The following is a 23,354-nucleotide window of genomic DNA, read 5'->3' as shown; positions in this document are numbered from 1 at the left end:
TGGGGGACGGAAGTCCGATGGCGCCTGCAGCTGCCATCGCGTGTGGCTTCCGCAGCGACGCGGCCCTGCCGCGCCAGTTCGCGCAGCCGTGCTGCGCCCTGCCACAGGAAGTCCAACAGAATGTACGCCTCCCCCACACGGTACCGCCGTGCGCCCGGGCGCGCGCGCCTCGCGCCTGCCCCCCTTCTTCCCAGCCTGCTGGCCACCGCCCTGTGGGCGGCGCTGCCGGTCCACGCTGCCGATCTGACCGGGCCGCTGAAGGTCATCAATGGCCAGACCCTGCAGCTGGATGCGAGCGATACCCTGCTGCACTCCATGGGCGGCTTCGCCCTGGACGTGAACGGAGCCGGCAGCACGGCAACGCTCGATGGCACGCGCGTCGATGTCACCGGCGGCGGCAGCGCAATCCAGGCCTCCGCAGGTGGCAGTGTTCTTGTACAGGGAGGTCACATACAGCTTGGCAATGGAAGTTCAGGCGTCGGTTATGCGCTCAACGCAACCGGCATCGGCAGTGTCATCCACGCCAGCAACCTGGTCATCAATGCCTATCGCAACAGTTCCGGCTACGGCACGGTCAACGCCACCAACGGCGGCAAGATATGGCTCGATGGCGGCAGTGTAAGCAGCGATGGTCATGCCCTGTATTCCAGCGGACGTGGAAGCGAGCTGCATGTATCGGGTACCACGATCAGCAACGGTGCCGGCCGCGCCATCTATGCCGACGGCGGCGCACTGCTTTCGTTGGAATCACTGGCGATGACGTTCGCGCAGGCGACCAACGGTTCCAGCGGCCGCCTGTCCGCAAGCGGCAGCGGAAGCGTGTTGTCGCTGCGCGATGTGGATGTCATCAATGGCTACTTCGACATTGACAACGGGGGGATCCTCCGCATCACCGGGGGCACCGCCACCGCCAACGGCAGCAGCATCCGACTGATGGGAAACCGGACCAGTCGAACGTTCGCCACAGCGGAAATCACCAATGCCCGCTTTGAAAGCACCGGCGGCTACGGCGTCAACGTCAACAGCTGGGGCAAGTTGACCGCCGAGGGCGCGCACTTCACCGTGCGCGATGGCAGTTCCGGGATCTGGCTGTCCGGTGCCGACTCGCTGGCGGACCTGAGCAACACTGTGATCAGCACCTTTGGTGACAACGGGTATGGCCACGGTGTGGACGTATGGGGTGGCACCGCGACGATCACCGGTGGCAGCATTGATACCCATGGCGATGGCGTCTACGGCCTGCGCGCTTCCGGCAGCAACCCTCCAACGCCCTACTCCCGGATCCGTGCCAGGAATCTCGACATTGCGACCTACGGTGCGGTGTCCGGTGGTGTGTTCCTGGGCGGCAGTACCGCGGACATACAGCTGGACGGCGGCTCGATCACCACCCATGGCGCAGCCTCGTTCGGCATCGTGCAGATGAACACTGCAAAGCTCACTGCGGACGCCCTGCACATCCAGGCGCTGGGAACGAACTCGGGCGCCTATCGTTCCTACATCACCGTATTTGGTCCCTACTGGGATCGGCTGGTGTTCAACGACAGCCAGATCGAGACCCTGGACGGCCCAGCGTTGTGGCTGCAGGGAAGCAACCACGAACTGACACTCAACAATACCGCCGTTGTCGCCCGTCAGGCAGGTGACCTGGTTGGCGGCCGACTGCTGAGGGTCAGCGATACCGTGTTCACTGATGGCAGCTCGGTGGCAACGTCCGAGATCCGCTTCATCGCGGACAACAGCCGCCTGAGCGGCGACGTGGTCGTCGACAGCGCGACTGCGGAGGTGCACATGGTGCTGCGCAACGGTACTCAGTTCAGCGGCGCCCTGCGCAACGACTCCGGTTACCAGGTCGCACAGCTGGCGCTGGATGGCAGCAGCCAGTGGAACGTGCGTGACAGTTCCAGCGTCGGTGCACTCGAACACGCCGGCACCATTGCCTTCGATGCACCGGCGGCGGGCGGTTTCAAGACCGTCACTGTCAGCGGCGACTACGTGGGTAACGGTGGCCACTGGATCTTCAACCGTGCACTGGGGGACGATACCTCGCTCGGCGATCAGCTGGTGATCAGCGGCAACAGCAGCGGCACCGCCAGCGTGAGCGTGCGCAATGCCGGCGGCGCCGGTGCACTGACCCAGGAGGGCATCCGCCTGATCACCGTAGGTGGCCAGTCCGATGCTCAGTTCGGCCTGCAGGGCCGCGCGGTTGCCGGTGCCTACGACTACTTCCTGTTCAAGGGCGGCGTGTCGACCCCGGATGATGGCAACTGGTACCTGCGTTCGGAATACGTCGATCCTGTCGATCCAGTGGATCCAGTGGATCCAGTGGACCCCGTCGATCCCGTCGATCCCGTCGATCCCGTCGATCCTGTCGATCCTGTCGATCCTGTCGATCCCGTCGATCCCGTCGATCCGGTAGATCCAGTTGACCCGACACGTCCGAAGGTGGAACGCCCGGAACCGGCGGCCTACCTGGCCAACCGCAGCGCCGCGCTGGGCATGTTCCGGCACAGCCTGCACGACCGCGCCGGTGATCCCGCCGCCGAAGCGGGCGTCAGCGGCGATGCCGTGGCCTGGATGCACCTTCGCAGCGCGCAGCCCGACAGCCACGACCGCAACCGCCAGGTCCAGGTCGATGGGCAGATCAGCAGCGTGCTGGTCGGCGTCGGCCGCCGTTTCGAGGTGGGTGGCAAGGGCGAACTGCAGGCAGGTGCGATGCTCGGTCACGGCCGTGCGCGCAATGACAGCCGATCGCAGGTGACCGGCTACGCCGCGCGGGGCGTGGTCACCGGCACCAGCGTGGGCGCCTATGCCACCTGGCTGCAGGATGCACGCATGCAGGGCGGCGCCTATGTGGACGGTTGGCTGCAGTACGGCCGCTTCCGCAACAGCGTGCAGGGCGAAGGCCTGCAGAAGGAGCGCTATGACGCCCGCAACTGGAGTGCGTCGGCCGAAGCCGGCTATGTGCTTCCCCTGCGGCGCACCGCGCAGCGCGGCATCTACCTGGAACCGCAGCTGCAGGTGGTTCACAGCCGCTATGACAGCGACCGCGTGGTCGAGGCCAACGGCACGGTGGTCGAGGACCGCGGCGGTAGCGAGACCAGCAGCCGCCTCGGCCTGCGCCTGTACAGCCGCGGGTTGAGCCCGGCGCAGGGCCAGGTGCACCCGTACGTGGCGGTGAACTGGTGGTCCGGCGGCAATGGCGCAGGCCTGGCGATGGACGGCGAGCGCCTGCAGCGGCAGCTGCCGCGCGACATCTACGAAGCCAAGGCCGGTGTGCAGGTGAATCTGTCCGGCGGTTGGCGAGGCTGGGGTGAATTGAGCCGGCAGAGCGGTGGCATGGGCTTCCGCGATATCAGTGCGCAGATGGGCGTGTCGTACACCTGGTGATGCGGGAAGTGCCCGGCAAGGGAGTGCCGGGCGCTTTTTCCACATGCCGCGTGGAAAGCGATGGGGGTTAGGTGTGGACAAGTGCCTGCGAACCGCATGGAGCAAGCGTTTCAGGACGTGGCTATTTTTTATCCATGCCTCTTCGCGGTTTTCCACACCCCTCGTGGAGAGTGGTTGGGATTTGATGTGGACAAGTAGGTGGGAGTGTTGCTGCGCAAGCGCTTCGAAGCGTGGTCAAAATTTGTCCACGCTGCACGATCGAGGCAGGTAGCGCCGAGCCCGCGCTCTGCTCACGTCCATCGCAGCCGTGCATCGGCTCGGCGCTGCATCAGGTTCGCCGGTTTTCCACACCCGACGTGGAAAGCGATGGGAGTTTGCTGTGGACAAGTACCGGCGAACATCACACCGCAAGCGTTTCGCAGCGTGGTGTTTTTTTGTCCATCGCCGGAAACGCGAACGCCCCGCACAGGGCGGGGCGTCCGGGGTCGATCCGATGCCGCTGGATCAGACGTTGAAGCGGAAGTGCAGGATGTCGCCTTCCTGCACGCGGTATTCCTTGCCTTCCAGACGCAGGCGACCGGCTTCCTTGGCGCCGGCTTCGCCCTTGTACTTGATGAAGTCGTCATACGCGATGGTTTCGGCGCGGATGAAACCCTTCTCGAAGTCGGTGTGGATGACTGCGGCAGCCTGCGGGGCGGTGGCGCCCTTGCGTACGGTCCACGCGCGGACTTCCTTCACGCCAGCGGTGAAGTAGGTCTGCAGGCCGAGCAGGCTGTAGGCCGCGTTGATCACGCGGTTCAGGCCCGGCTCGCTCAGGCCCAGGTCGGCCAGGAAGGTATCGCGGTCTTCGTCATCGAGCTGGGACAGCTCTTCTTCGATCGCGGCCGACACCGGCACCACCTGCGCGCCTTCGGCGGCAGCATGCGCACGCACGGCTTCCAGGTGCGGGTTGTTCTCGAAGCCGTCTTCCAGCACGTTGGCGATGTACATCACCGGCTTCAGGGTCAGCAGGAACAGGTCGCGCACCAGCGCCTTCTCTTCCTCGTCCAGGCCGACCGAGCGACCGGCCTTGCCGTCCGACAGCGCAGCCTGCAGCTTGGCCAGCACCGGCTTGCGCGCCGCTGCGTCCTTGTCGCCGCCCTTGGCCGCACGCTCGGCACGGTTCAGCGCCTTCTCGACACTGTCCAGGTCAGCCAGCGCCAGCTCGGTGTCGATGGTTTCGATGTCCGAGATCGGATCGACCTTGCCAGCCACGTGCACGATGTCGCCGTGCTCGAAGCAGCGCACCACGTGGGTGATCGCGTCGACTTCGCGGATGTGCGCCAGGAACTTGTTGCCCAGGCCTTCACCGCTGGCGGCACCGGCCACCAGGCCGGCGATGTCGACGAACTCGACCGCGGTCGGGATGACCTTCTGAGGGTTGATGATGCCCGCCAGCTCGTTCAGGCGCGGGTCCGGCACCGGCACGATGCCGACGTTCGGCTCGATGGTGCAGAACGGGAAGTTCGCCGCGGCGATACCCGCCTTGGTCAGCGCATTGAACAGGGTCGACTTGCCGACGTTGGGCAGGCCGACGATGCCGCATTTGATACCCATGGGTGACAGCTCTCTGGGGTGAAAGTGATTGGGGAAACAGCGGCCTGGGCGCTGCTTTTCCAATCATTCTCCGTACCGACCAACGGTCGGTACCTACCGCTTATTTCGGGGTGTGCAGCCGCTTCATCGCTTCGCTGAAATCGCCCTGTACCGCCAGCGGCATCACGTCGATCGCATCGTCGATGGCGCGTGCGATCAGCACGTCGTCCTCCTTGGACGGGCGCCCCAGCACCCAACCCACTACGCGGTCCTTGTGGCCGGGATGGCCGATGCCCACGCGCAGGCGATGGAACTTGCCGTGGCCGAGCAGGCGGATGGTGTCGCGCAGGCCGTTCTGGCCGCCGTGGCCACCGTCGAACTTCAGCCGCGCCACGCCGGGCGCCAGGTCCAGTTCGTCGTGTGCGAGCAGGGTTTCTTCCGGTTCGATCTTCCAGAACCGCTGTGCGGCGGTGACCGACTTGCCGCTGAGGTTCATGAAGGTGGCGGGCTTGAGCAGCCACACCGTCTGCCCGGCGATCTCGACCTTGGCGGTCTCACCGAACAGCTTGCTGTCCACATTCCATCGCGCACCGGCTTTCTCCGCCAGGGCCTCAACGAAATGAAACCCGGCATTGTGCCGGGTCCGGGCGTGTTCCGATCCGGGATTGCCCAGACCGACGATCAGTCGCAGTCCTGCCATGGTTCCTTCCAGTACGGTGCCTGCCCGGAGGCAGGCACCGTAACGGTATTACTCGGCGGCAGCCGCTTCTTCGTCAGCCTCGTCGGCCTTGCCGGCCTTGGCGGTGACGATGGCGTCGTCGTGGTCCTTGCCCAGCGCCAGGGCCGGGATTTCCACGCCCTTCGGCAGCTTGATGTCGGACAGGTACACCACGTCACCGGCCTTCAGCTCGCCCAGGTCGACTTCGATCGACTCCGGCAGGTCCTTCGGCAGGCAGGTGATGGTCACTTCCTTCAGTTCGTGGGTGACCACGACGTCGGCAGCCTTGCCGGCCGGCGAGGTGTCTTCGTTGACGAAGTGCAGCGGGACCGAAGCGGTCAGGGCTTCGTTCTCGTTCACGCGCTGGAAGTCCAGGTGCATGATCAGCTGCTTGTACGGGTGGCGCTGCATGTCACGCAGCAGGACCTTCTGCACCTGGCCATCCAGGTTCAGGTCCAGGATCGAGGCATAGAACCACTCGTTCTGCTGGGCCAGCCAGATTTCGTTGTGGTCCAGGCTGATGGCGACCGGCTCGGCGTTGCCGCCGTACACGATGGCCGGGATCACACCGGCGTGACGCAGGCGGCGGCTCGCACCCTTACGCTGCAGTTCACGCTTGGTGACCTTGATTTCATGGGTCTTCGACATTTTCGACTACTCAGGTTGTTGCCGCGCCCTGCGGCGTGGCGGTTGAAGATGCTTCCGCGACCAGAAGCATCCGGGTATGCCCCCGCCGTTGCCGGCAGGGGCGAAAAACTCAGTCGACGTACAGCGAGCTGACCGACTCGCCGAAGGCGATGCGGCGCATCGTTTCGGCCAGCATTTCTGCCACGCTCAGCTGGCGGATCTTGCTGCACACCCGCGCCGCGTCCTTCAGCGGGATGGTGTCGGTCACCACCAGCTCGTCGAGCTGGGAATTGGTGATGTTGTCCACCGCCGGGCCCGACAGCACCGCGTGGGTGCAGTAGGCGGCGACCTTGAGCGCACCGCGCGCCTTCAGGGCAGCAGCAGCAGCGCACAGGGTGCCGGCGGTGTCGACGATGTCATCGACCATCACGCAGGTCTTGCCTTCGACGTCACCGATGATGTTCATCACGGTGGAGACGTTGGCGCGCGGGCGGCGCTTGTCGATGATCGCCAGGTCGGCGTCATCCAGGCGCTTGGCCACGGCACGGGCGCGGACCACGCCGCCCACGTCCGGCGACACAACGATCAGGTTCTCGGTGCCGTAGGCGCGCCAGATGTCGGCCAGCAGCAGCGGGGACGCATACACGTTGTCCACCGGAATATCGAAGAAGCCCTGGATCTGGTCGGCGTGCAGGTCGACGGTCAGCACGCGATCAGCGCCAGCGGTGCTGAACATCTTCGCCGCCAGCTTGGCGGTGATCGGCACGCGCGAGGAACGCATGCGGCGATCCTGCCGCGAGTAGCCGAAGTACGGCACCACGGCGGTCACGCTGGCCACCGATGCGCGCTTGAGCGCGTCGATCAGCACCAGCAGTTCCATCAGGTTTTCCGCGCTCGGCGCGCAGGTCGGCTGGATCACGAACACGTCCTGCTTGCGGACGTTCTCTTCGATCTCCACCTGCACTTCACCATCGGAGAAGTGCGAGACCAGCGCCTTGCCCGGGCGAACCCCCAGTTCCTTGCAGATGTTCTGCGCCAGACGTTTGTTGGCGTTGCCGGAAAAGACCAGCAGGTTCGGGGACTCTTGCATCATGATTGTCTCGGGCGGGGACGAGTGGCGGGGATCCGGAGTCGGCAAGGACCCCGATGGACCCTTGCTGCTGACAACACCGCGGTTGTTTCCACGTCCCGCGCGGGCGATGCGCTGGAAGGCGCGGACACAGCCGCTATTGGCAGGGGCGGTAGGATTCGAACCTACGAATGCCAGGATCAAAACCTGGTGCCTTGGGCCTCTTGGCGACGCCCCTGCATTGATAAATCAGTGTTGCTCGAGTGCATCCAGCAGTGGCGAACGCGCAACGCCCGCTGCCACCCTTGCCCGCAACTCCTTCGGCAACTTCGACCGTCCCTGCTCTGCGGCAGACTGCGATGCGAACTCGACGAAACAACCACTTCCCGAACCGGTCAGCCGCGCCGTGCCGATGTCGCTCAACGCGGCGAACGCTGCCTCGACGGCAGGCTCACGGCGGCGCAGCACCGGTTCGAACGCGTTCCCGACCAAGGTCCCGGAAGCGAAGTCCTCTATTTTCGCCACTGGGCTGCCGCGCGTCAAATCCGGGTCTGCGAACAGAGCCGGGGTGGGAACATGAACACCCGGTTCAACCACCACATACCAGGCCGGCTCCAGCACGATCGGCTGCAGGCGCTCACCCACCCCTTCGGCCCAAGCATTGCGCCCGCGCACGAACACCGGCACGTCAGCGCCCAGGCGCAGTCCCAGCGCAGCAAGCGCGTCCTCGTCCAGACCGGCACGCCAGAGCCGGTTCAGCACCACCAGTACGGTGGCCGCGTCGGACGAACCGCCGCCAAAGCCACCACCTGCAGGAACGTGTTTTTCGACGATGATGTCCGCGCCTTGCACGATATTGGCCGCATCTTTCAGAAGCCGCGCGGCGCGAACCGCCAGGTCATCCGCCTCGGCCACGCCAGCCAGCCCCTCGCCCTGCCGGCGCACCTGGCCGTCTTCGCGCAGGCGCAGACCGATGCGGTCGCCCCAGTCCAGCAGGCGGAACACGGTCTGCAGCTCGTGGTAGCCATCGGCACGGCGGCCGGTGATGTGCAGGAACAGGTTCAGCTTGGCCGGGGCCGGCCACCAGGACCAGCCCGTGTCATCGCGCCCGGCACTCATGGGGTGCCCTGCCCCCATTGGTCGACCAGCAGGCGCACCTTGGCGTCGCCATTGCTGGCCTCGATCCGGCGCGGCAGCGCCGGGCGCCCGGCCTCGGCCGGGTACCAGTCCAGGTACTGCACCTGCCAGCCCATCTGCTGCATGCGACGCGGCCGGCCTTCACCATCACGCTCGACCTTCTCCGGACCGGCAGCATCACCGGCCACCAGGCCACGGATCCACGCCGGCAGCTGGTTGACCGGGATGTCCCAGCCGGTCGCCTCCAGCAGCAGTTGCTGGGCGTCTTCGCCGTCACGCGGCCCGCCGGCCAATCCTTCCAGCCGACCGGCTTCGGAATGGGTATCGCCGGTCAGCTTCCAGCTCTGCCGGGTCACCGGCGCGCTCAGCTCAACCCCATAGCGGCGTCCTTCCTGCTTCCAGTCGATGCGTCCGCTGCCGCCATCCTTGCCCTTGCTGACCGCGACCCGGCCCTGGAAAGCCCAGTCCGGCTGTGCCTGCAGCGCGGCCACGCGCGCCGCCTCGGCCTGCGCCGCTTCGGCCGAAACAACCTCGACCACCGCCGGCGCCGGGATCTTCTGCGTGCCTACGCTGGTACAGGCGGTCAGCGCCAGGGCCGCGGTTGCCAACAGCAGCGGCCGGATCAGGGAAACACTCATGGATTGAATTTCTCACGGGCGCGCAGCAGCGCGCGGTTTTCAGGGTCGAGCTTGGCCGCTTCGTCGAAGAAATGGCGGGCCTCGTCATGCTTGCCCAGCACCCACAACACTTCGCCGACATGGGCGGCGATCTCGGGGTCCTTGGCCAGGGTCCAGGCACGGCGCAGCTGCACCAGTGCTTCTTCCTTGCGGCCCAGGCGATACAGCACCCAGCCATAGCTGTCGACGATGGCAGCGTTGTCCGGTTCGGCCACGCGGGCGCGGTCGATCAGCTCCAGCGCTTCCTGCAGGCGACCGGTGCGATCGGCCAGGGTGTAACCCAGCGCGTTCAATGCCGGCACGTTCTCCGGGTCGGTCACCAGGATCTTGCGCAGGTCGGCCTCGGCGCGCGGGATGTCGTCGCGGCGTTCCCAGGTGAGCGCACGGGCGTACAGCAGGCCGTTGTCATCCGGGTAGGCGGCCAGGCCGCGGGCCAGTGCATCCAGCTCCCCGGCACTGTCGTCAGCACGCTGGCGCAGTTCGGCTTCCAGCAGGTAGGCATCGCGGCGCACATCGTCGTCGACCACCGCATCGGACTGGATCGCGTGCACTTCATCCAAAGCCTGCGGCAGACGCCCGGCCAGAGCCTGGGCGTTGGCCGCGCGCAGGCGCGCCTCGCTCAGTTCATCGCCACCGGGCACGCTGTGGTACCACTGCACCGCCTCGGGATAACGCTTCAGGTATTCGGCGATCTTGCCCAGCAGCAGGCGCTGCGCCGGGTCCGGCTTGGCCGCCTGCCGCGACAGTTCGTTGTAGAGGTTGGACAGCGCGGCCTTGTCGCCCTGCTTGGCCAACAGCGAGGCGCGCATGCCCCAGGTCTGCACGTCCTGCGGGCCGAACGCCAGCACGCGCTCGGCGGCGGCTGGCTGGCCGAGGCTGTCATAGGCAATGGCCACTGCATTGCGCAGTTCCGGGTCCTGGCGGGTCTTCGGCTCCACATCGTGCAGCAGCGACAACGCCTTGCCGGTCTCCCCGGCCTGCTGCAGCTGGCTGGCCCGCAGCAGCGCAACGCGCGGTTCCTCGGGGAAGCGCTTGACCACTTCATCGATCATGCGCCGCGCCAGCTCGGGCTTGTCCATGCGCAGGGCAAGGCGTCCGAACTCCTGCCACGCCTCGATCTTCGGCGGAATGGCGTTGGCGTCGACCAGCTCGCCCAGCACCTGCGCCGGTACTGCCGGGTCGCGGCCGCCGCCGATCAGGGCGGCCAGGGCGAACTTCCAGCCACGTTCATCCGGGTCGGCCAGCAAGGCCTGCAGATCGCCACGCGCTGCCTTCACATCACCCTGGCGCATGGCCAGCGCGGCAGCGGCACTGCGCATGGTCAACGAGCTGGGCGCGCGCTGCTGCCAAAGGGCCAGGCCCTTGGCGGCGCTGGCGTCATCGTTGGCGAGCATGGAAATGCGGGTCGCGCGCTCGGCCAGGCCGGCGTCGCCGTCGGTCTGCTGGGCCGCCTGCAGGTACCAGCGGGCCGCCTCGGCCAGCTTGCCGGCCTGCAGCGCGAACTCACCGGCCATCACCGGTTCCAGCGCCAGTTCCTCAGTGGCCGGGGCCCGTACGGGGGCCTTGGCTGGCACCGCCGCCAGGGCCTGGCTGCAGGCCAAGGACAGCAGCAGAACACTGGGGATGCGAATCAATGCGGGCATCGTCGGCATCGGGGCCTTAAAATGTCGTCCAATGGCCAGCAGCTTATCGCAAGCAACTGAACAATGACCCTGTGGGTGCTCGGACTGAATCACCAGACCGCACCGGTGGAGCTGCGCGAGCGCGCGGCCTTCGCCGGTGAGGCGTTGCCGCGCGCGCTCGGTTCGCTGCGCGATACTCCGCAGATCGCCGAGGCGGTGCTGCTGTCCACCTGCAACCGCACCGAGCTGTATGCCGTGGCCGATTCGGCACAGGCACTGGACCAGTGGCTGCAGGCCCAGGCCGGCGACCTGCAGGGCTACCTGTACCAGCATGCCGATGCAGAAGCCGTACGCCACCTGTTCCGGGTCGCCACCGGCCTGGACTCGATGGTGCTGGGCGAACCGCAGATCCTCGGCCAGGTGAAGGACGCATGGTCGACCGCGCGTGACCACGGCCTGCTCGGCCAGCGCCTGGACCGCCTGTTCCAGCAGACCTTCTCGGTGGCCAAGCGTGCGCGCACCGATACCCAGGTCGGCGCCAACCCGGTATCGGTGGCGTCGGCGGCGGTGCGCCTGGCGCAGAACGCGTTCGCGCGGCTGGACGATTCCACCGTGCTGCTGGTCGGTGCCGGCGAGACCATCGAACTGGCTGCACGGCACCTGAGCGAAGGCAAGGTACGCCGGCTGCTGATCGCCAACCGCACCCTCGCCCACGCGCAGGAACTTGCCAGCCGCCATGGTGGCGTAGCCCTGCCGCTGACCGAACTGGACCGCCACCTGGGCGAGGCCGACGTGGTGTTCTCGGCCACCGCTGCGCGCGAACCGGTGATCCACCGCGAGATGGTGGCCAAGGCCCTGCGCGCGCGCCGGCACAAGCCGATGCTGCTGTTCGACCTGGCCGTGCCGCGTGACATCGAGGCGGAGGTCGGCACGCTCAACGACGCCTTCCTCTACACCGTCGACGACCTGGAGCGCGCGGTGGAAGACAACCGCCGCGGACGCCGCGAGGCGGCCGCCGAGGCCGAGGCGATCATCGACCTTCAGGTATCGCGTTTTATCGAGACCCAGCAGGCCAGCGCCCACCAGGCGCCGCTACGACAGCTGCGTGCGTTCGGCGAGGCCACCCGCACTGAACTGCTGGAACGCGCGCGCCAGCAGCTGGCCAACGGCAAGCCGGCCGACGAAGTGCTGGAACTGCTGGCGCACGGCCTGACCAATCGATTGCTGCATCCTCCTACCGCTGCCCTGCGCGCTGCCGCACTGAGCGGCGATGCCGACCTGACCCGCGCCGCCGAGCGCCTGTTCCCGGCTACGCCGGGTTACCGCCACCCACCCGTGAGACCCGATGACGCCGACCCTGCGCCGTAAGCTGGAAGCGCTGGCCGAGCGCCGCGAAGAACTGGAACGCCTGCTCGCCGAACCCGACGTGGTCGCCGACAACACCCGTTTCCGCGACCTTTCGCGCGAATTCGCCCAACTTGAACCGATCGCCATCGCCTTGGCCGATGAATCCCGTGCCAAGGCTGATCTGGCCGCCGCCGAAGGCATGCGCGCCGATCCCGACCTGCGCGAACTGGCCGACGAGGAAATCGCCGCCGCGCAGGCGCGCCTGCTGGAACTGGAGCAGGAACTGGCGCTGCTGCTGGTACCGCGCGACCCGCGCGACGAAGGCAACCTGTTCCTGGAAGTGCGCGCGGGTACCGGCGGCGATGAAGCGGCGATCTTTGCCGGCGACCTGTTCCGCATGTACGCCCGCTACGCCGAGCGCCAGGGCTGGAAGGTCGAGATCGAATCGGACAATCCCGGCGAGCACGGTGGCTACAAGGAAGTGGTGGCACGGGTGGTCGGCCGTGGTGCGTTCTCGCGCCTGAAGTTCGAATCGGGCACGCACCGTGTGCAGCGCGTGCCGGCCACCGAATCGCAGGGCCGCATCCATACCTCGGCGGCCACCGTGGCGATCATCCCGGAGGCCGACGAAGTCGATGACATCGTCATCAACCCGGCCGACCTGAAGGTGGATACGTTCCGCTCCTCCGGCGCCGGTGGCCAGCACGTCAACAAGACCGAGTCGGCGATCCGCATCACCCACGTACCGACCGGCGTGGTGGTGGAATGCCAGACCGAACGCAGCCAGCACGCCAACCGCGACAAGGCGATGAAGCGCCTGAAAGCGCAGCTGCTCGACGCCGAGCGCCAACGCCAGGACGCGGCCCAGGCCGAGTCGAGGCGCCTGCAGGTCGGCAGTGGTGACCGCAGCCAGCGCATCCGCACCTACAACTTCCCGCAGGGGCGCATCACCGACCACCGCGTGGAGGGCCTGACCCTGTACGACCTGCCCAACATCCTGGCCGGTGACCTCGATCCGCTGCTGCAGCGGCTCAGCCACGAACACCAGGTCGACGCCCTGGCCCAGCTGTCGGCGGGCTGAGCACGATGTCGGCCTGGCAGCAGCGACAGCAACTGCAGCAAGCGATCGCCCGCCAGCCCGACGACTTCGTCGCCTGGGTGATGCTGGCCGACGTGGAACTGGAAGCCGGCGACATCGCTGCCGGCGAACAGGCCGCGCGACGTGCGCTGCAGCTGCGCCCGAATCACCCCGAAGCGCTGGCACGGCTGGGCCGCGTGGCGTGGATGGCCGGTGCACATGGCGATGCGGCCAAGCTGCTCGGCCAGGCCTCGGCATTGGCACCGCAGCATCCCGGCATTGCACTGTGGCTGGGCCATGCACTGGAAGATGCCGATGATGCCGAAGGCGCGTCGGCGGCCTATCGACGCGCGCATGGGCTGATGCCGGCCGAGCCGTACATCGCCGCCCAGCGCCTGGCCTGGCAGCGCCGCCTGTGCGATTGGCAGGACCTGGACACGCTGGCGGCACAGGTGCGCGCCGCCGTTGCCAGCGGCCAGGGCGTGGTCGAGCCGTTCGCCTTCCTCAGCGAGGACGCCAGCGCTGCCGAACAGTTGGCCTGCGCGCACACCCGTGCGCTGGCCGTGGCTGCCTCGGTGCGGCCATTGCCGCCGGCAACGGTGCGCCCGCACGGCCCGCTGCGCGTCGGCTTCCTCTCCAATGGGTTCGGCGCACATCCGACCGGATTGCTGACCGTGGCGCTGTTCGAGCAGCTGCGTCGCGACCCCGCACTGCAACTGCATCTGTTCGCACTGAACCGCGACGACGGCAGCCGCATCCGCCAGCGGCTGCAGGCAGCGGCGCAGCTGCATGATGTGGCTGGCCTGCGACATGCCGATACCGCCGCACGCATCCGCGCACAGGACATCGACCTGCTGTTCGACCTGCGCGGCTGGGGCGGTGGCGGCACGCCGGAAGTGTTGGCGATGCGCCCTGCCGCGCTGCAGTTGAACTGGCTGGCCTATCCGGGCACGTCGGGGGCGCCGTGGATGGACGCGGTGGTCGGCGATGCCTTCGCCCTGCCGCCGGCACTGGAGCCGTGCTACAGCGAACGCGTGCTGCGCCTGCCACGAGCCTTCCAGCCGTCAGACAATACGCGCGTGCTGGAGCCTGCGCCGACCCGTGCGGACTGCGGACTGCCCGCGCAGGGCGTGGTGTTCTGCTGTTTCAACAACAGCTACAAGCTCAACCCGCGCAGCATGGGCCGTGCCTTCGCAGTGCTGCAGGCAGTGCCCGGCAGCGTACTGTGGCTGCTGTCCGGACCGGGCCAGGCCGACGCCCGCCTGCGCACTGCCGCGCAGGCTGCCGGCCTGGACCCGGCGCGCCTGGTGTTCATGGCCAAGCTGCCGCATCCGCAGTACCTGGCCCGCTACCCCTTGGCCGACCTGTTCCTGGACACGCATCCGTACAACGCGCACACCACCGCGTCCGACGCACTATGGGCCGGCTGCCCGGTGCTGACCTGCCCCGGCGACACCTTCGCCGCGCGCGTGGCCGGCAGCCTCAACCACCATCTGGGAATGGCACGGATGAATGTCGCCGACGATGCGGCGTTCATCACCACCGCCAGCACGCTGGGCAACGACCCTGCAGCACTGGCGGCGTTGCGCGCTGAACTGGCACAGGCGCGCGAGCGCAGCGGGCTGTTCGACATGGGCGGGTTTGCCCGCGATCTGTCGGCGTTGGTGCAGCAGCTGGCGCGCGAACACGGCTGGCTGGGAACAACCGAACCGACTGGGTAATGCCGGCTGGGTAATGTCGGCTGGGTAATGTCGGCTGGGTAATGTCGATTGGATGACGTCGACTGGGTAGAGTCGACTGCTGGTCGACTGCCCTCGGAAGCCGAAAACCCCGCGCTGCGCGCGATAGTCGACTGACCGTCGACTCTACCCGGCGTCGACATCGCCTGGGCAGCCCCTGCGCTACGCTCGGGCTTCCTCCCCGCGTGGTGTGACGATGGCCAAGCTCAAGCGCAAGGACTACGACGAACTGCTGCTGCCGCTGCAGCTGGAACTGACCGCCATGGCGCGCTGGGTGCAGCACAGCGGACAGCGCCTGCTGGTGCTGTTCGAAGGGCGCGACACGGCAGGCAAAGGCGGCGCGATCCAGGCCATCAGCCAGCACCTCAACCCGCGCCAGTGCCGGGTGGTGGCGCTGCCCAAGCCCACCGACCGCGAAGCCACGCAGTGGTACTTCCAGCGCTACGCCTCGCACTTGCCCGCCGCCGGCGAGATCGTTCTGATGGACCGCAGCTGGTACAACCGCGCAGGCGTCGAACGGGTGATGGGCTACTGCAGCGAGACCGAGTACCAGCAGTTCCTGCGCCAGGCGCCGGTGTTCGAACAGCTGCTGGTGGACGACGGCATCCTGCTGTTCAAGTACTGGCTGTGCGTGGACCAGGAGCAGCAGGAGAAGCGCTTCGCCGAGCGCCATCTCGATCCGCTGAAGGGCTGGAAGCTCTCCCCGGTGGACCTGAAATCCCGCAGCAAGTACAGCGCCTACACCGAGGCGCGCGAGGCGATGCTGCGCGCGACCCATCGCGAGGCGGCACCGTGGACGTTGGTGGATTTCAACGACCAGCGGCTGGGCCGGCTGACGCTGGTGCGCAACCTGCTGGACCGGTTGCCGGACACGCGCGTGGATGCACCGTTGCCGGAGCTGCCGAAGCTGAAGGGCAAGCTGCATCGCGAGCACTACGATGTGCTGAAGCCGATCGAGGACTTCCCGGTCGAGGATTAGGGTGAGTCGGCAGGGCCTGCGGCCCTGCACCTGCAGAGGCAACGACAACAGCCGGCTCTGGGAGTTTTGCTTGTTGGCTGGGGTGGTGTGGGTTGGCAGGACACGCCGTAAACCCATCCATGGGGGCTCGATGGCGCCATCCATGGCGCCAACGGTCCTGCCAACCCACACCGCCCCATCCCCGACGGATTTCCGGTGACGGAGGTAGATCCACGCCATGCGTGGATGAATCTCCATTGAAATCGATTATTTCGACAATTGAACGAAGAGCATCCACGCATGGCGTGGATCTACGTGTCGACCAAGGTCGACACCCACCAAGAGCAGGCCATGCATTCCGACAGATCGCGGAGAACTGTCGAAGGCGGGGTGGGTCCGGTGGCGGGGGCGTGAGCCGCATGGATGCGGCGACCGAGCTTACATGGACGTACTTGCAGCGCCCCCCGCCACCGGACCCACCCCGCCTACCCACAGGAAACCCCGCTTGGGCTGTTGCTTTTGCTGTTGCTGGGGTTGCCGGCCAGCGGCCGGCACTACCGCGGGTGCAGGGCCGCAGGCCCTGCCGCCCGACCCCATTACTTGGCAGCAGCGATCTGCTTTTCGATGTCGGCGGCCGTCACCGGGCCGAGGAAGGTGTGCGCCAGCTTGCCCTGTGGATCCAGCAGGTGCGTCAGCGGCAGGCCGCGCGGAGTGGCGAAATCGGCCGGCGGATCGAACGGGTCCACGATCACGATCGGATAGGTCACCGGATGCTTGGTCAGGAACGACTGCATTTCCGGCACTTCGATGTCCTCGTAGGCCAGGCCGACCACTTCGATGTTGCTGCGCATCGCATGCAGCGCCGACAGCTCGGGCATCTCCTTGCGGCACGGGGCACACCAGGTCGCCCAGAAGTTCACCACCACCCACTTGCCGCGGTGCGCGGCCAGGTCGTAGTCGCTGCCATCCACCGCCTTCATCTTCAGCGTCGGGAACTCGGCGGTGGTGCGCTCGGCCGGGGTTTCCTCGACCGGTGCCGGTGCGGTCGGCGTCGGTGCCTGCGCCGGCGGTTGGCTGCTGGCCGGCGTCGGCTCCTGGGCCGGCTTGCAGGCCGACAGTGCCAGCAGCAGGGCCAGCGGGAGCAGCAACGGGGTCTTGCGGGTCATGGCATGTCTCCAGAGTCGGTATAGATATCGCTGACCTTGCGCTTCAGGCGTTCACGCAGGGGCAGCCGCAGATCATCCAGCGCCGCCAATGCGGCACGGCCCAGGCTGTCGTCGCGATACGGCAGATGCTGCTCGGCTACCGGAATGCGCAACTGGGTACATTCGTAAAGATCGGCCAGGCTCACCTGGTCCAGGTCGCGCGAGAGCAGCCATTCGCCACGTTCATCGCGGCGCAGCAGGCCGATCTCCTGCAGGTTGCAGGCCAGGTCCTGCAGCAGCGAATCGGTCAGCATCGGCTCCAGCCGCAGGATTTCATCATCGGCCAGGCCCTTGCCCTTGGCTCGGGCATGGTGGAAGCGGCCGAGCAGGCGCAGCAGGCCATAGAACTCGTAGCCCTGCGGCAGGCGCAGTTCCACCGGCTGGTAGCGGAAGGCCGCCATCGACGAAGACAACGACGCGCCCAGCAGCACCGCCACCCAGCACAGGTAGATCCACAGCAGCAGGATCGGCACGAAGGCGACCGTGCCATACAGCTTCTGGTAGGACTGGAAGCTGCCCAGGTAGGCGCCGATACCCCACTTCACCAGCTCCAGGATCACCGCGGCCAGAATGGCGCCAGGCACTGCATGCCGCCACTTCACCGTGTGGTGCGGCACCACCCGGAACATCAGCGTGATGCAGACGAACTCGATCAGGATCGGCGCCAGCCGCAGTGCCAGTTCGGCCAGCCAGCGGCCCTCCTGCGTGCCGAACAGCGGCATCGCGAACACCCGCGCCGACACCGCCAGCGAAGCCGCCGCGAGCATCGCGCCCAGCGTCAGTACAGTCCAGTAGACCAGGAAACGGGTCAGCTTGGGCCGGGTCGAGCCGACCCGCCAGATCTGGTTGAAGGTTTCTTCAACACTGTTGAGGGTGATCAGCAGCGAGACGACCAGCGCGATGAAGCCGGCGGCGGTGAGCTGGCCGGCACTGGCCGAGAACTGCCGCAGGTAGCCCTCGGCCGCGCGCGCGGCGTTGGGCACGAAGTTGGAGAAGACGTAATCGCTGAGCTGGTCGCTCCAGCGGTCGAAGACGGGGAAGGCCGACAGCACGCCGAACACCACGATGGCCAGCGGTACCAGCGCGAACACCGTGGTGTAGGCCAGCGCCGCCGCTGCCTGGAACAGGCGGTCGTCGAGGAAGCGATGCCACAGGAAGCGGCCGAAACTGATGGCCCGTGCGCGATCCCGCGCGCGCTCCATCCACAGGTTGAGCGTATCCAAAGGTTCCATCGGTGGAAGGGTACCCGATGCGGAATGCTGGCAGGATAGCCATACTGGCGACCACACGACGAGGAGAAGCGGGCACGATGGGCGAGATTCTGGTGCTGTACTACAGCCGGGGCGGTTCGGTGGCACGGCTGGCGCGCCAGATCGCGCGGGGCATTGGCGAAGTGCCGGGCATGAGCGCGCGCCTGCGCACGGTGCCGCCAGTGGCCGCCGTGACCCAGACCGCGCAGCCGCCGGTACCCGACGACGGCGCCCCCTATGTGAGCGTGCAGGACCTGGTGGAATGCCAGGGCCTGCTGCTCGGCAGCCCCACCCGCTTCGGCAACATGGCAGCCCCGGTCAAGCACTTCCTGGATGGACTGGGCGCCGAATGGGTCAATGGCACCCTGTCCGGCAAGCCGGCCGGCGTGTTCACCTCCACCGCCTCGATGCACGGCGGGCAGGAATCGACCCTGCTGTCGATGCAGGTGCCGCTGCTGCACCATGGCTGCGTGATCGTCGGCATCCCGTTCACCGAACCGGCGTTGAGCCACACCACCAGCGGCGGCACGCCCTATGGCGCCAGCCACGTGGCCGGTGCCGCCGATGACCCGCAGCCGACCGACGACGAGGCCGTGCTGGCCCGCGCGCTGGGCCGCCGGGTGGCCGACATCGCGCAGCGGTTGGCCCGATGAGCCGCCCGCCGCGCACGGTCCTGCTGCTGGCCCTGATGGGGCTGGCCGCGCTGTTCGCCGGCTGGTTCATCAATGACAAGCACTGGCTGGCCACCCAGCTGGTGTTCACCGCGCCGCCGCTGGCGCTGGCCTTTGCGCTGCGCCTGGGCTGGCGCAAGGCCGGGTTCTGGGCCTCGGTACTGGCGCTGGGCTGGTTCAGCCACGGCGTGATGAGCGCCTGGAGCCACCCGGAAACACGCTGGCTGGCGCTGATCGAAATCGCCCTGGCCCTGCTGGTGATCTTCAGCGCCAGCCTGCCGGGGCTGCGCGCCCGCTTCGGCAAACGACGCTGACGCTGCGCCCGCCGGGCCGTATCATCTGTGTCCCTGGCCCCGCGCCGCTGTACCTGTCCTGGTTTCGCGCATGCACATGATGGAAGAGCTCCTGGTCGTCACCACCGGTGGCACGATCGACAAGATCTACTTCGACGACAAGTCGGACTACCAGATCGGCGACCCCCAGATCGGCATGATCCTGCGCGAGCTGGGCGTGACGTTCCGCTTCAACGTGATTCCGATCCTGCGCAAGGATTCGCTGCACATCAACGATGAAGACCGCGAACTGATCCGCGCCACCATCGCCGCGCAGCCGACCCGCCACGTGCTGGTGACCCACGGCACCGACTCGATGGTGCAGACCGGCAAGGTGCTGGCGACGATCCCGGACAAGACCATCGTGATGACCGGCGCGCTCAGCCCGGCGCGGTTCCGTGGGTCGGATGCGGAGTTCAACATCGGCTGCGCGATCGGTGCGGTGCAGTCGCTGCCGAGCGGCGTATACATCGCCATGAACGGTCGTATCTTCGATCCGCAGCACGTGCGCAAGAACGTGGCCGCCAACCGCTTCGAGTCGGTCTGAGGAACAGCATGCCGACCAAGGTCGGCACGCACCAAAGCGCTGCCCTTGCAAGGCCGGTACCTACCCAAAGAAGAACGCCCCGGCCTGAGCCGGGGCGTGCCCATGGAGAGGGGCTTGGGCTCAGTACTGGGCGTTGAGGGTCAGGCCCGAGAAGGTGCTGTAGGCCTTCACCCGCACATACCAGGTGCCGGCGGCAGGACTGTTGATGGTGCAGGTCTCGCTGTTGCCGCTCAGGTACGGACGGCAGGTGTAGGTGGTATCGGTCGGGGCACTGCCTTGGCGCACATACAGGTCGGCATCACCGCTGCCGCCACTGATCGCGACGCGCAGCTGGGTGCTGCCGGCCGGAACCGCGACGGTGTAGTTCAGCTCGGCACCGGTCGCAGCGCCCAGGCCGGTCACCGGTACGTTGTTCTGCAGCACGTTGCCACCCGGGTTCGGGTTGCCGCCACCATTGATCGCTGCGGCCACGGCGGCATTGGCGTCGATGATGCCGGCGCCGCAACCACCCGAGCAGGCGCCCGGCAGCGGACGTGCCGTGCTCTTGATGATGCTCTCGACCTGCGCCGGGCTCAGCGGGCTCGGAGCGACCGACTGCATCAGCGCGACCACGCCGGCCACGTGCGGCGCCGCCATCGAGGTGCCGTTGTACGACGCGTAGGTCGCGCTGCCCGGCGTGGTGGTGCCGGTGTTGAGGGTGGACAGGATGCTCTGGCCCGGTGCCGAGATGTCGATGCCGGTACCGTAGTTGGAGAAGCTGGCACGTGCACCGGCTGAGGTGGTCGCCGCCACCGCGATCACGTTCGGGCAGTTGGCCGGCACCGACGAGGACACGTTGGTGTTGCTGTTGCCGGCGGCGACCACCACGGTGGTGCCACGGCCGACCGCGCCGTTGATCGCGTTCTGGTAGGTGGTCGAGCAGCTGCCACCGCCGCCCAGCGAGAGGTTGATGACTTCGGCCGGATTGGCGTTGGCCGGTACGCCGCTGACGGTGCCACCGGACGCCCACACGATCGCATCGGCGATGTCGGAGGTGTAGCCGCCGCACTTGCCGAGCACGCGCACCGGCACGACCTTGGCATTGAACGCGGTACCTGCCACGCCGGTACTGTTGTTGGTCACCGCCGCCACGGTGCCGGCAACGTGGGTGCCGTGCCAGCTGGAGTTGGAGGCCGGGATGCCCGAGCCACACTCGTTGGCGCCGTACCAGTCGCCTTCGTCGTTCGGATTGTTGTCGCGGCCGCCGCCATCACGCGCCATCGCGGCGTCGCTGATGAAGTCATAGCCCGGCAGGATGTTGGCGTTGAGATCGGCATGGTTGGTGATGCCGGTATCGATCACGGCCACCACCACGCCGGTGCCGGTGGCCTTGTCCCAGGCCGGCCGGATGTTGATGCCGGCATTTGAGGTGCCGAAGCCCCATTGCTCGCTGAAGCGGGTGTCGTTCGGGGTCAGCGTCGCGCGCATGATCTGGTCGACTTCGACGTATTCCACGTTCGGGTCGGCGGCCAGCTTGCGCATCAGCAGTTCGGATTCGGCCTGGTCGAGCGGACGGTCGGTCTTGACCAGGGTCGGGCCGACGGCCAGCTTGCGGACCTGCTGCAGGCCCAGCGCGCGGCCCTGGCTGCTGGCCAGGCCGGCGGCGGCCGTCTTCAGCGACGAAGCCAGCGCAGTAGTGTTGGCCACGGCGGCGCTGCCGTCGCGGTACTTGACGATGAAGCGCTGGTGCGTCGGCGCGGACTGCAGGCCGCTGAGCTGGACATCACCGGCCAGCGCAGGCGTGGCCAGCAGCAGCGATGACAGAACGGACGCACCAAGGACCACCCACACTCGACGCACACGCGGTTGCGTTACCTGGGACATCGTATTTCCCTTTCTTGTGGTGTGAATGCCGGAATCGGCAGAAGCACCGGCCCGAACCCTGGGCTGGCTTGCATTGGCGAGGTTCGAAGTCCGGTGAGTCAGCGGATCCCCCTAACGATCCGCCGTGCACATGACGCTAATGGCCGAAACCGGACACCACAAGATTTTCAGCGTCTTTTCAGCAAGATGAAATGTTCGTTCTGAGACTTTTCGGGTCGAGGGTTTGTGAAGGTGAAGGAACCTTCTCGTGTCCTGCACAGACCTGACTGGGCCGTCACGTGTCCTGGAATGACTATGCCGACATCGGCGTTCGCTGATTCGGGGTCAGATCCCTTTTCCCATGGAAAAGGGATCTGACCGCAGGCCCATAACGCAGAAAGCCCGTCACGGGGACGGGCTTTCCGGAAGAGCAGTCGAGCGTGGCTCGACGCTACAGTTCAGCGTGGGCGATCAGCCCAGCTTGACCAGCCAGTTGTGGCGGTCCGGCAGGCGGCCATACTGGATGTCGGTCAGCTCCTTGCGCAGCGACATGGTCACTTCGCCGGCCGGCGCGTTGATGTCGCCCACCGAGAAGCCCTCGCCCTTCAGCTGGCCGATCGGGGTGACCACCGCGGCGGTGCCGCAGGCGAACACTTCGCTGATCGCGCCGGAGGCCACGCCGTCCTTCCACTCGTCGATGCTGACCTTGCGCTCTTCGACCTTCATGCCGCGGTCGCGGGCCAGCTGCAGGATGCTCTCGCGGGTGATGCCCTCGAGGATGCTGCCCGACAGTTCCGGGGTCACCAGAGTGCCGTCCTTGTAGACCAGGAACACGTTCATGCCACCCAGTTCTTCCAGGTACTTGCCTTCGACCGGGTCGAGGAACAGCACCTGCGAGCAGCCCTGTGCCTGCGCCTTCTGCTGCGGCAGCAGCGACGCCGCGTAGTTGCCACCGCACTTGGCGGCACCGGTGCCGCCCTTGGCCGCACGCGCGAATTCGGTGGACAGCCAGATCGACACCGGGGCCACGCCCTTGGCGAAGTACGGGCCGGCCGGGCTGGCGATGACGTAGTAGCCGGCCTTGTGCGCGCCGCGCACGCCGAGGAAGGCTTCGTCGCCGATCATGAACGGGCGGAAGTACAGGCTGGACTCATCGGCCGACGGCACCCAGTCACTGTCGACCGCGATCAGCTGCTTCAGCGATTCGACGAAGATCTCCACCGGCAGTTCCGGCAGCGCCAGGCGCTGCGCCGAACGCTGCAGGCGACGGCCGTTGGCATCCGGACGGAAAGTCCAGATCGAGCCATCGGCATGGCGGTAGGCCTTGATGCCTTCGAAGATTTCCTGGCCGTAGTGCAGCACGGCCGCAGCCGGATCCAGCTGCAACGGGCCGTAGGCACGCACGTTGGCGTTGTGCCAGCCGGCATCCTTGTCCCAGCGCACTTCCACCATGTGATCGGTGAAGTGCAGGCCGAAGCCCGGCTTCTCCAGGATCTTGGCGCGCTCTTCAGCGCTGCGCGGGTGGTCCGAACGGGTAACGGCGAAGCTGGGGATGGACTGGGACACCGGAGGA

General features: G+C 67.0%; 19 protein-coding genes and 1 tRNA gene. 8 read left to right on the top strand and 12 right to left on the bottom strand.

What is annotated here, in order from left to right; all coding sequences use genetic code 11:
• Positions 1-120: 120 nt before the first annotated feature.
• Entirely contained in the window at positions 121-3,387 is a 3,267-nt protein-coding gene (locus Q9Q79_RS03810; protein ID WP_201863991.1) for an autotransporter outer membrane beta-barrel domain-containing protein, read from the top strand.
• Positions 3,388-3,891: 504 nt separating this feature from the next.
• Here the strand turns inward: Q9Q79_RS03810 and ychF are convergent.
• From ychF to Q9Q79_RS03770, 8 genes are all read right to left on the bottom strand, one after another.
• Positions 3,892-4,983 (bottom strand): redox-regulated ATPase YchF, encoded by a 1,092-nt coding sequence (ychF, locus tag Q9Q79_RS03805; protein WP_005408193.1) that lies wholly within the window; start codon positions 4,981-4,983, stop codon positions 3,892-3,894.
• A 100-nt stretch (positions 4,984-5,083) separates the two neighbouring features.
• On the bottom strand, positions 5,084-5,662 hold the full coding sequence (gene pth / locus Q9Q79_RS03800; protein WP_005408192.1) for an aminoacyl-tRNA hydrolase: 579 nt from the start codon (positions 5,660-5,662) through the stop codon (positions 5,084-5,086).
• A 48-nt stretch (positions 5,663-5,710) separates the two neighbouring features.
• Positions 5,711-6,328, bottom strand: a complete 618-nt coding sequence (locus tag Q9Q79_RS03795; protein WP_005408191.1) for a 50S ribosomal protein L25/general stress protein Ctc — start codon at positions 6,326-6,328, stop codon at positions 5,711-5,713.
• Positions 6,329-6,437: 109 nt separating this feature from the next.
• Positions 6,438-7,397 carry a ribose-phosphate diphosphokinase gene (locus tag Q9Q79_RS03790; RefSeq protein WP_005415400.1) on the bottom strand — a complete coding sequence of 320 codons (960 nt, stop codon included), beginning with the start codon at positions 7,395-7,397 and terminating at the stop codon, positions 6,438-6,440.
• A 140-nt stretch (positions 7,398-7,537) separates the two neighbouring features.
• A tRNA-Gln gene (locus Q9Q79_RS03785) sits at positions 7,538-7,614 on the bottom strand.
• Between the two features lie 11 nt (positions 7,615-7,625).
• Positions 7,626-8,495, bottom strand: a complete 870-nt coding sequence (gene ispE / locus Q9Q79_RS03780; protein WP_005408190.1) for a 4-(cytidine 5'-diphospho)-2-C-methyl-D-erythritol kinase — start codon at positions 8,493-8,495, stop codon at positions 7,626-7,628.
• Positions 8,492-9,151, bottom strand: coding sequence for a lipoprotein insertase outer membrane protein LolB (gene lolB / locus Q9Q79_RS03775; RefSeq protein ID WP_286245373.1), 660 nt, complete (start codon positions 9,149-9,151; stop codon positions 8,492-8,494). Before lolB ends, ispE begins: the two co-directional genes overlap by 4 nt.
• Positions 9,148-10,833: a tetratricopeptide repeat protein gene (locus Q9Q79_RS03770; RefSeq protein WP_171969031.1), complete on the bottom strand. Its 1,686-nt coding sequence runs from the start codon at positions 10,831-10,833 to the stop codon at positions 9,148-9,150. The genes lolB and Q9Q79_RS03770 overlap by 4 nt, the downstream gene beginning before the upstream one ends.
• A gap of 63 nt (positions 10,834-10,896) precedes the next feature.
• On the opposite strand from Q9Q79_RS03770, the gene hemA reads away from it, so the two are divergent.
• The 4 genes from hemA to ppk2 all read left to right on the top strand — a co-directional run bounded on the left by hemA (position 10,897) and on the right by ppk2 (position 15,955).
• Positions 10,897-12,180 (top strand): glutamyl-tRNA reductase, encoded by a 1,284-nt coding sequence (hemA, locus tag Q9Q79_RS03765; RefSeq protein ID WP_005408187.1) that lies wholly within the window; start codon positions 10,897-10,899, stop codon positions 12,178-12,180.
• Positions 12,158-13,240 carry a peptide chain release factor 1 gene (gene prfA, locus Q9Q79_RS03760; RefSeq protein ID WP_005412330.1) on the top strand — a complete coding sequence of 361 codons (1,083 nt, stop codon included), beginning with the start codon at positions 12,158-12,160 and terminating at the stop codon, positions 13,238-13,240. The genes hemA and prfA overlap by 23 nt, the downstream gene beginning before the upstream one ends.
• A 5-nt stretch (positions 13,241-13,245) precedes the next feature.
• Complete coding sequence (locus Q9Q79_RS03755) at positions 13,246-14,958, top strand: tetratricopeptide repeat protein (RefSeq protein WP_201863982.1); 1,713 nt, start codon at positions 13,246-13,248, stop codon at positions 14,956-14,958.
• Positions 14,959-15,172: 214 nt separating this feature from the next.
• A complete protein-coding gene (gene ppk2 / locus Q9Q79_RS03750; RefSeq protein ID WP_005408184.1) occupies positions 15,173-15,955 on the top strand; it encodes a polyphosphate kinase 2 in 783 nt (260 codons plus the stop codon).
• Between the two features lie 575 nt (positions 15,956-16,530).
• Here ppk2 and Q9Q79_RS03745 read toward each other — a convergent pair.
• Both Q9Q79_RS03745 and Q9Q79_RS03740 read right to left on the bottom strand, forming a co-directional pair.
• Positions 16,531-17,100, bottom strand: a complete 570-nt coding sequence (locus tag Q9Q79_RS03745) for a TlpA disulfide reductase family protein (RefSeq protein WP_005408183.1) — start codon at positions 17,098-17,100, stop codon at positions 16,531-16,533.
• Positions 17,097-18,371, bottom strand: a complete 1,275-nt coding sequence (locus Q9Q79_RS03740) for a YihY family inner membrane protein (protein WP_005408182.1) — start codon at positions 18,369-18,371, stop codon at positions 17,097-17,099. The genes Q9Q79_RS03745 and Q9Q79_RS03740 overlap by 4 nt, the downstream gene beginning before the upstream one ends.
• Positions 18,372-18,448: 77 nt before the next feature.
• Here Q9Q79_RS03740 and wrbA point away from each other — a divergent pair, with 77 nt between their 5' ends.
• The 3 genes from wrbA (at position 18,449) to Q9Q79_RS03725 (ending at position 19,939) form a co-directional block, all read left to right on the top strand.
• On the top strand, positions 18,449-19,042 hold the full coding sequence (gene wrbA / locus Q9Q79_RS03735) for an NAD(P)H:quinone oxidoreductase (RefSeq protein ID WP_005408181.1): 594 nt from the start codon (positions 18,449-18,451) through the stop codon (positions 19,040-19,042).
• Positions 19,039-19,374 (top strand): DUF2069 domain-containing protein, encoded by a 336-nt coding sequence (locus Q9Q79_RS03730; protein ID WP_005408180.1) that lies wholly within the window; start codon positions 19,039-19,041, stop codon positions 19,372-19,374. The genes wrbA and Q9Q79_RS03730 overlap by 4 nt, the downstream gene beginning before the upstream one ends.
• Positions 19,375-19,453: 79 nt before the next feature.
• A complete protein-coding gene (locus Q9Q79_RS03725; protein WP_010481766.1) occupies positions 19,454-19,939 on the top strand; it encodes an asparaginase domain-containing protein in 486 nt (161 codons plus the stop codon).
• 120 nt (positions 19,940-20,059) lie between these two features.
• On the opposite strand, the gene Q9Q79_RS03720 is transcribed toward Q9Q79_RS03725, so the two are convergent.
• Both Q9Q79_RS03720 and Q9Q79_RS03715 read right to left on the bottom strand, forming a co-directional pair.
• Positions 20,060-21,802 (bottom strand): S8 family peptidase, encoded by a 1,743-nt coding sequence (locus Q9Q79_RS03720; protein ID WP_005408178.1) that lies wholly within the window; start codon positions 21,800-21,802, stop codon positions 20,060-20,062.
• Positions 21,803-22,252: 450 nt separating this feature from the next.
• Positions 22,253-23,347 (bottom strand): branched-chain amino acid aminotransferase, encoded by a 1,095-nt coding sequence (locus tag Q9Q79_RS03715; protein ID WP_012479223.1) that lies wholly within the window; start codon positions 23,345-23,347, stop codon positions 22,253-22,255.
• Positions 23,348-23,354: the final 7 nt, after the last annotated feature.

Origin of the sequence: Stenotrophomonas sp. a6 (assembly GCF_030913325.1) — a bacterium.
In the GTDB taxonomy this organism is placed as follows: Bacteria; Pseudomonadota; Gammaproteobacteria; order Xanthomonadales; family Xanthomonadaceae; genus Stenotrophomonas; species Stenotrophomonas maltophilia.
The sequence above is the reverse complement of the archived record's forward strand: the minus strand, read 5'-3'. Positions and strand labels throughout refer to the sequence as shown.

Excerpts from the sequence above, each read along its gene's own strand:
- Q9Q79_RS03810 (WP_201863991.1), top strand. The coding sequence starts at position 121 with ATGTACGCCTCCCCCACACGGTACCGCCGTGCGCCCGGGCGCGCGCGC.
- ychF (WP_005408193.1), bottom strand. The coding sequence starts at position 4,983 with ATGGGTATCAAATGCGGCATCGTCGGCCTGCCCAACGTCGGCAAGTCG.
- pth (WP_005408192.1), bottom strand. The coding sequence starts at position 5,662 with ATGGCAGGACTGCGACTGATCGTCGGTCTGGGCAATCCCGGATCGGAA.
- Q9Q79_RS03795 (WP_005408191.1), bottom strand. The coding sequence starts at position 6,328 with ATGTCGAAGACCCATGAAATCAAGGTCACCAAGCGTGAACTGCAGCGT.
- Q9Q79_RS03790 (WP_005415400.1), bottom strand. The coding sequence starts at position 7,397 with ATGCAAGAGTCCCCGAACCTGCTGGTCTTTTCCGGCAACGCCAACAAA.
- ispE (WP_005408190.1), bottom strand. The coding sequence starts at position 8,495 with ATGAGTGCCGGGCGCGATGACACGGGCTGGTCCTGGTGGCCGGCCCCG.
- lolB (WP_286245373.1), bottom strand. The coding sequence starts at position 9,151 with ATGAGTGTTTCCCTGATCCGGCCGCTGCTGTTGGCAACCGCGGCCCTG.
- Q9Q79_RS03770 (WP_171969031.1), bottom strand. The coding sequence starts at position 10,833 with ATGCCCGCATTGATTCGCATCCCCAGTGTTCTGCTGCTGTCCTTGGCC.
- hemA (WP_005408187.1), top strand. The coding sequence starts at position 10,897 with ATGACCCTGTGGGTGCTCGGACTGAATCACCAGACCGCACCGGTGGAG.
- prfA (WP_005412330.1), top strand. The coding sequence starts at position 12,158 with ATGACGCCGACCCTGCGCCGTAAGCTGGAAGCGCTGGCCGAGCGCCGC.
- Q9Q79_RS03755 (WP_201863982.1), top strand. The coding sequence starts at position 13,246 with ATGTCGGCCTGGCAGCAGCGACAGCAACTGCAGCAAGCGATCGCCCGC.
- ppk2 (WP_005408184.1), top strand. The coding sequence starts at position 15,173 with ATGGCCAAGCTCAAGCGCAAGGACTACGACGAACTGCTGCTGCCGCTG.
- Q9Q79_RS03745 (WP_005408183.1), bottom strand. The coding sequence starts at position 17,100 with ATGACCCGCAAGACCCCGTTGCTGCTCCCGCTGGCCCTGCTGCTGGCA.
- Q9Q79_RS03740 (WP_005408182.1), bottom strand. The coding sequence starts at position 18,371 with ATGGAACCTTTGGATACGCTCAACCTGTGGATGGAGCGCGCGCGGGAT.
- wrbA (WP_005408181.1), top strand. The coding sequence starts at position 18,449 with ATGGGCGAGATTCTGGTGCTGTACTACAGCCGGGGCGGTTCGGTGGCA.
- Q9Q79_RS03730 (WP_005408180.1), top strand. The coding sequence starts at position 19,039 with ATGAGCCGCCCGCCGCGCACGGTCCTGCTGCTGGCCCTGATGGGGCTG.
- Q9Q79_RS03725 (WP_010481766.1), top strand. The coding sequence starts at position 19,454 with ATGGAAGAGCTCCTGGTCGTCACCACCGGTGGCACGATCGACAAGATC.
- Q9Q79_RS03720 (WP_005408178.1), bottom strand. The coding sequence starts at position 21,802 with ATGTCCCAGGTAACGCAACCGCGTGTGCGTCGAGTGTGGGTGGTCCTT.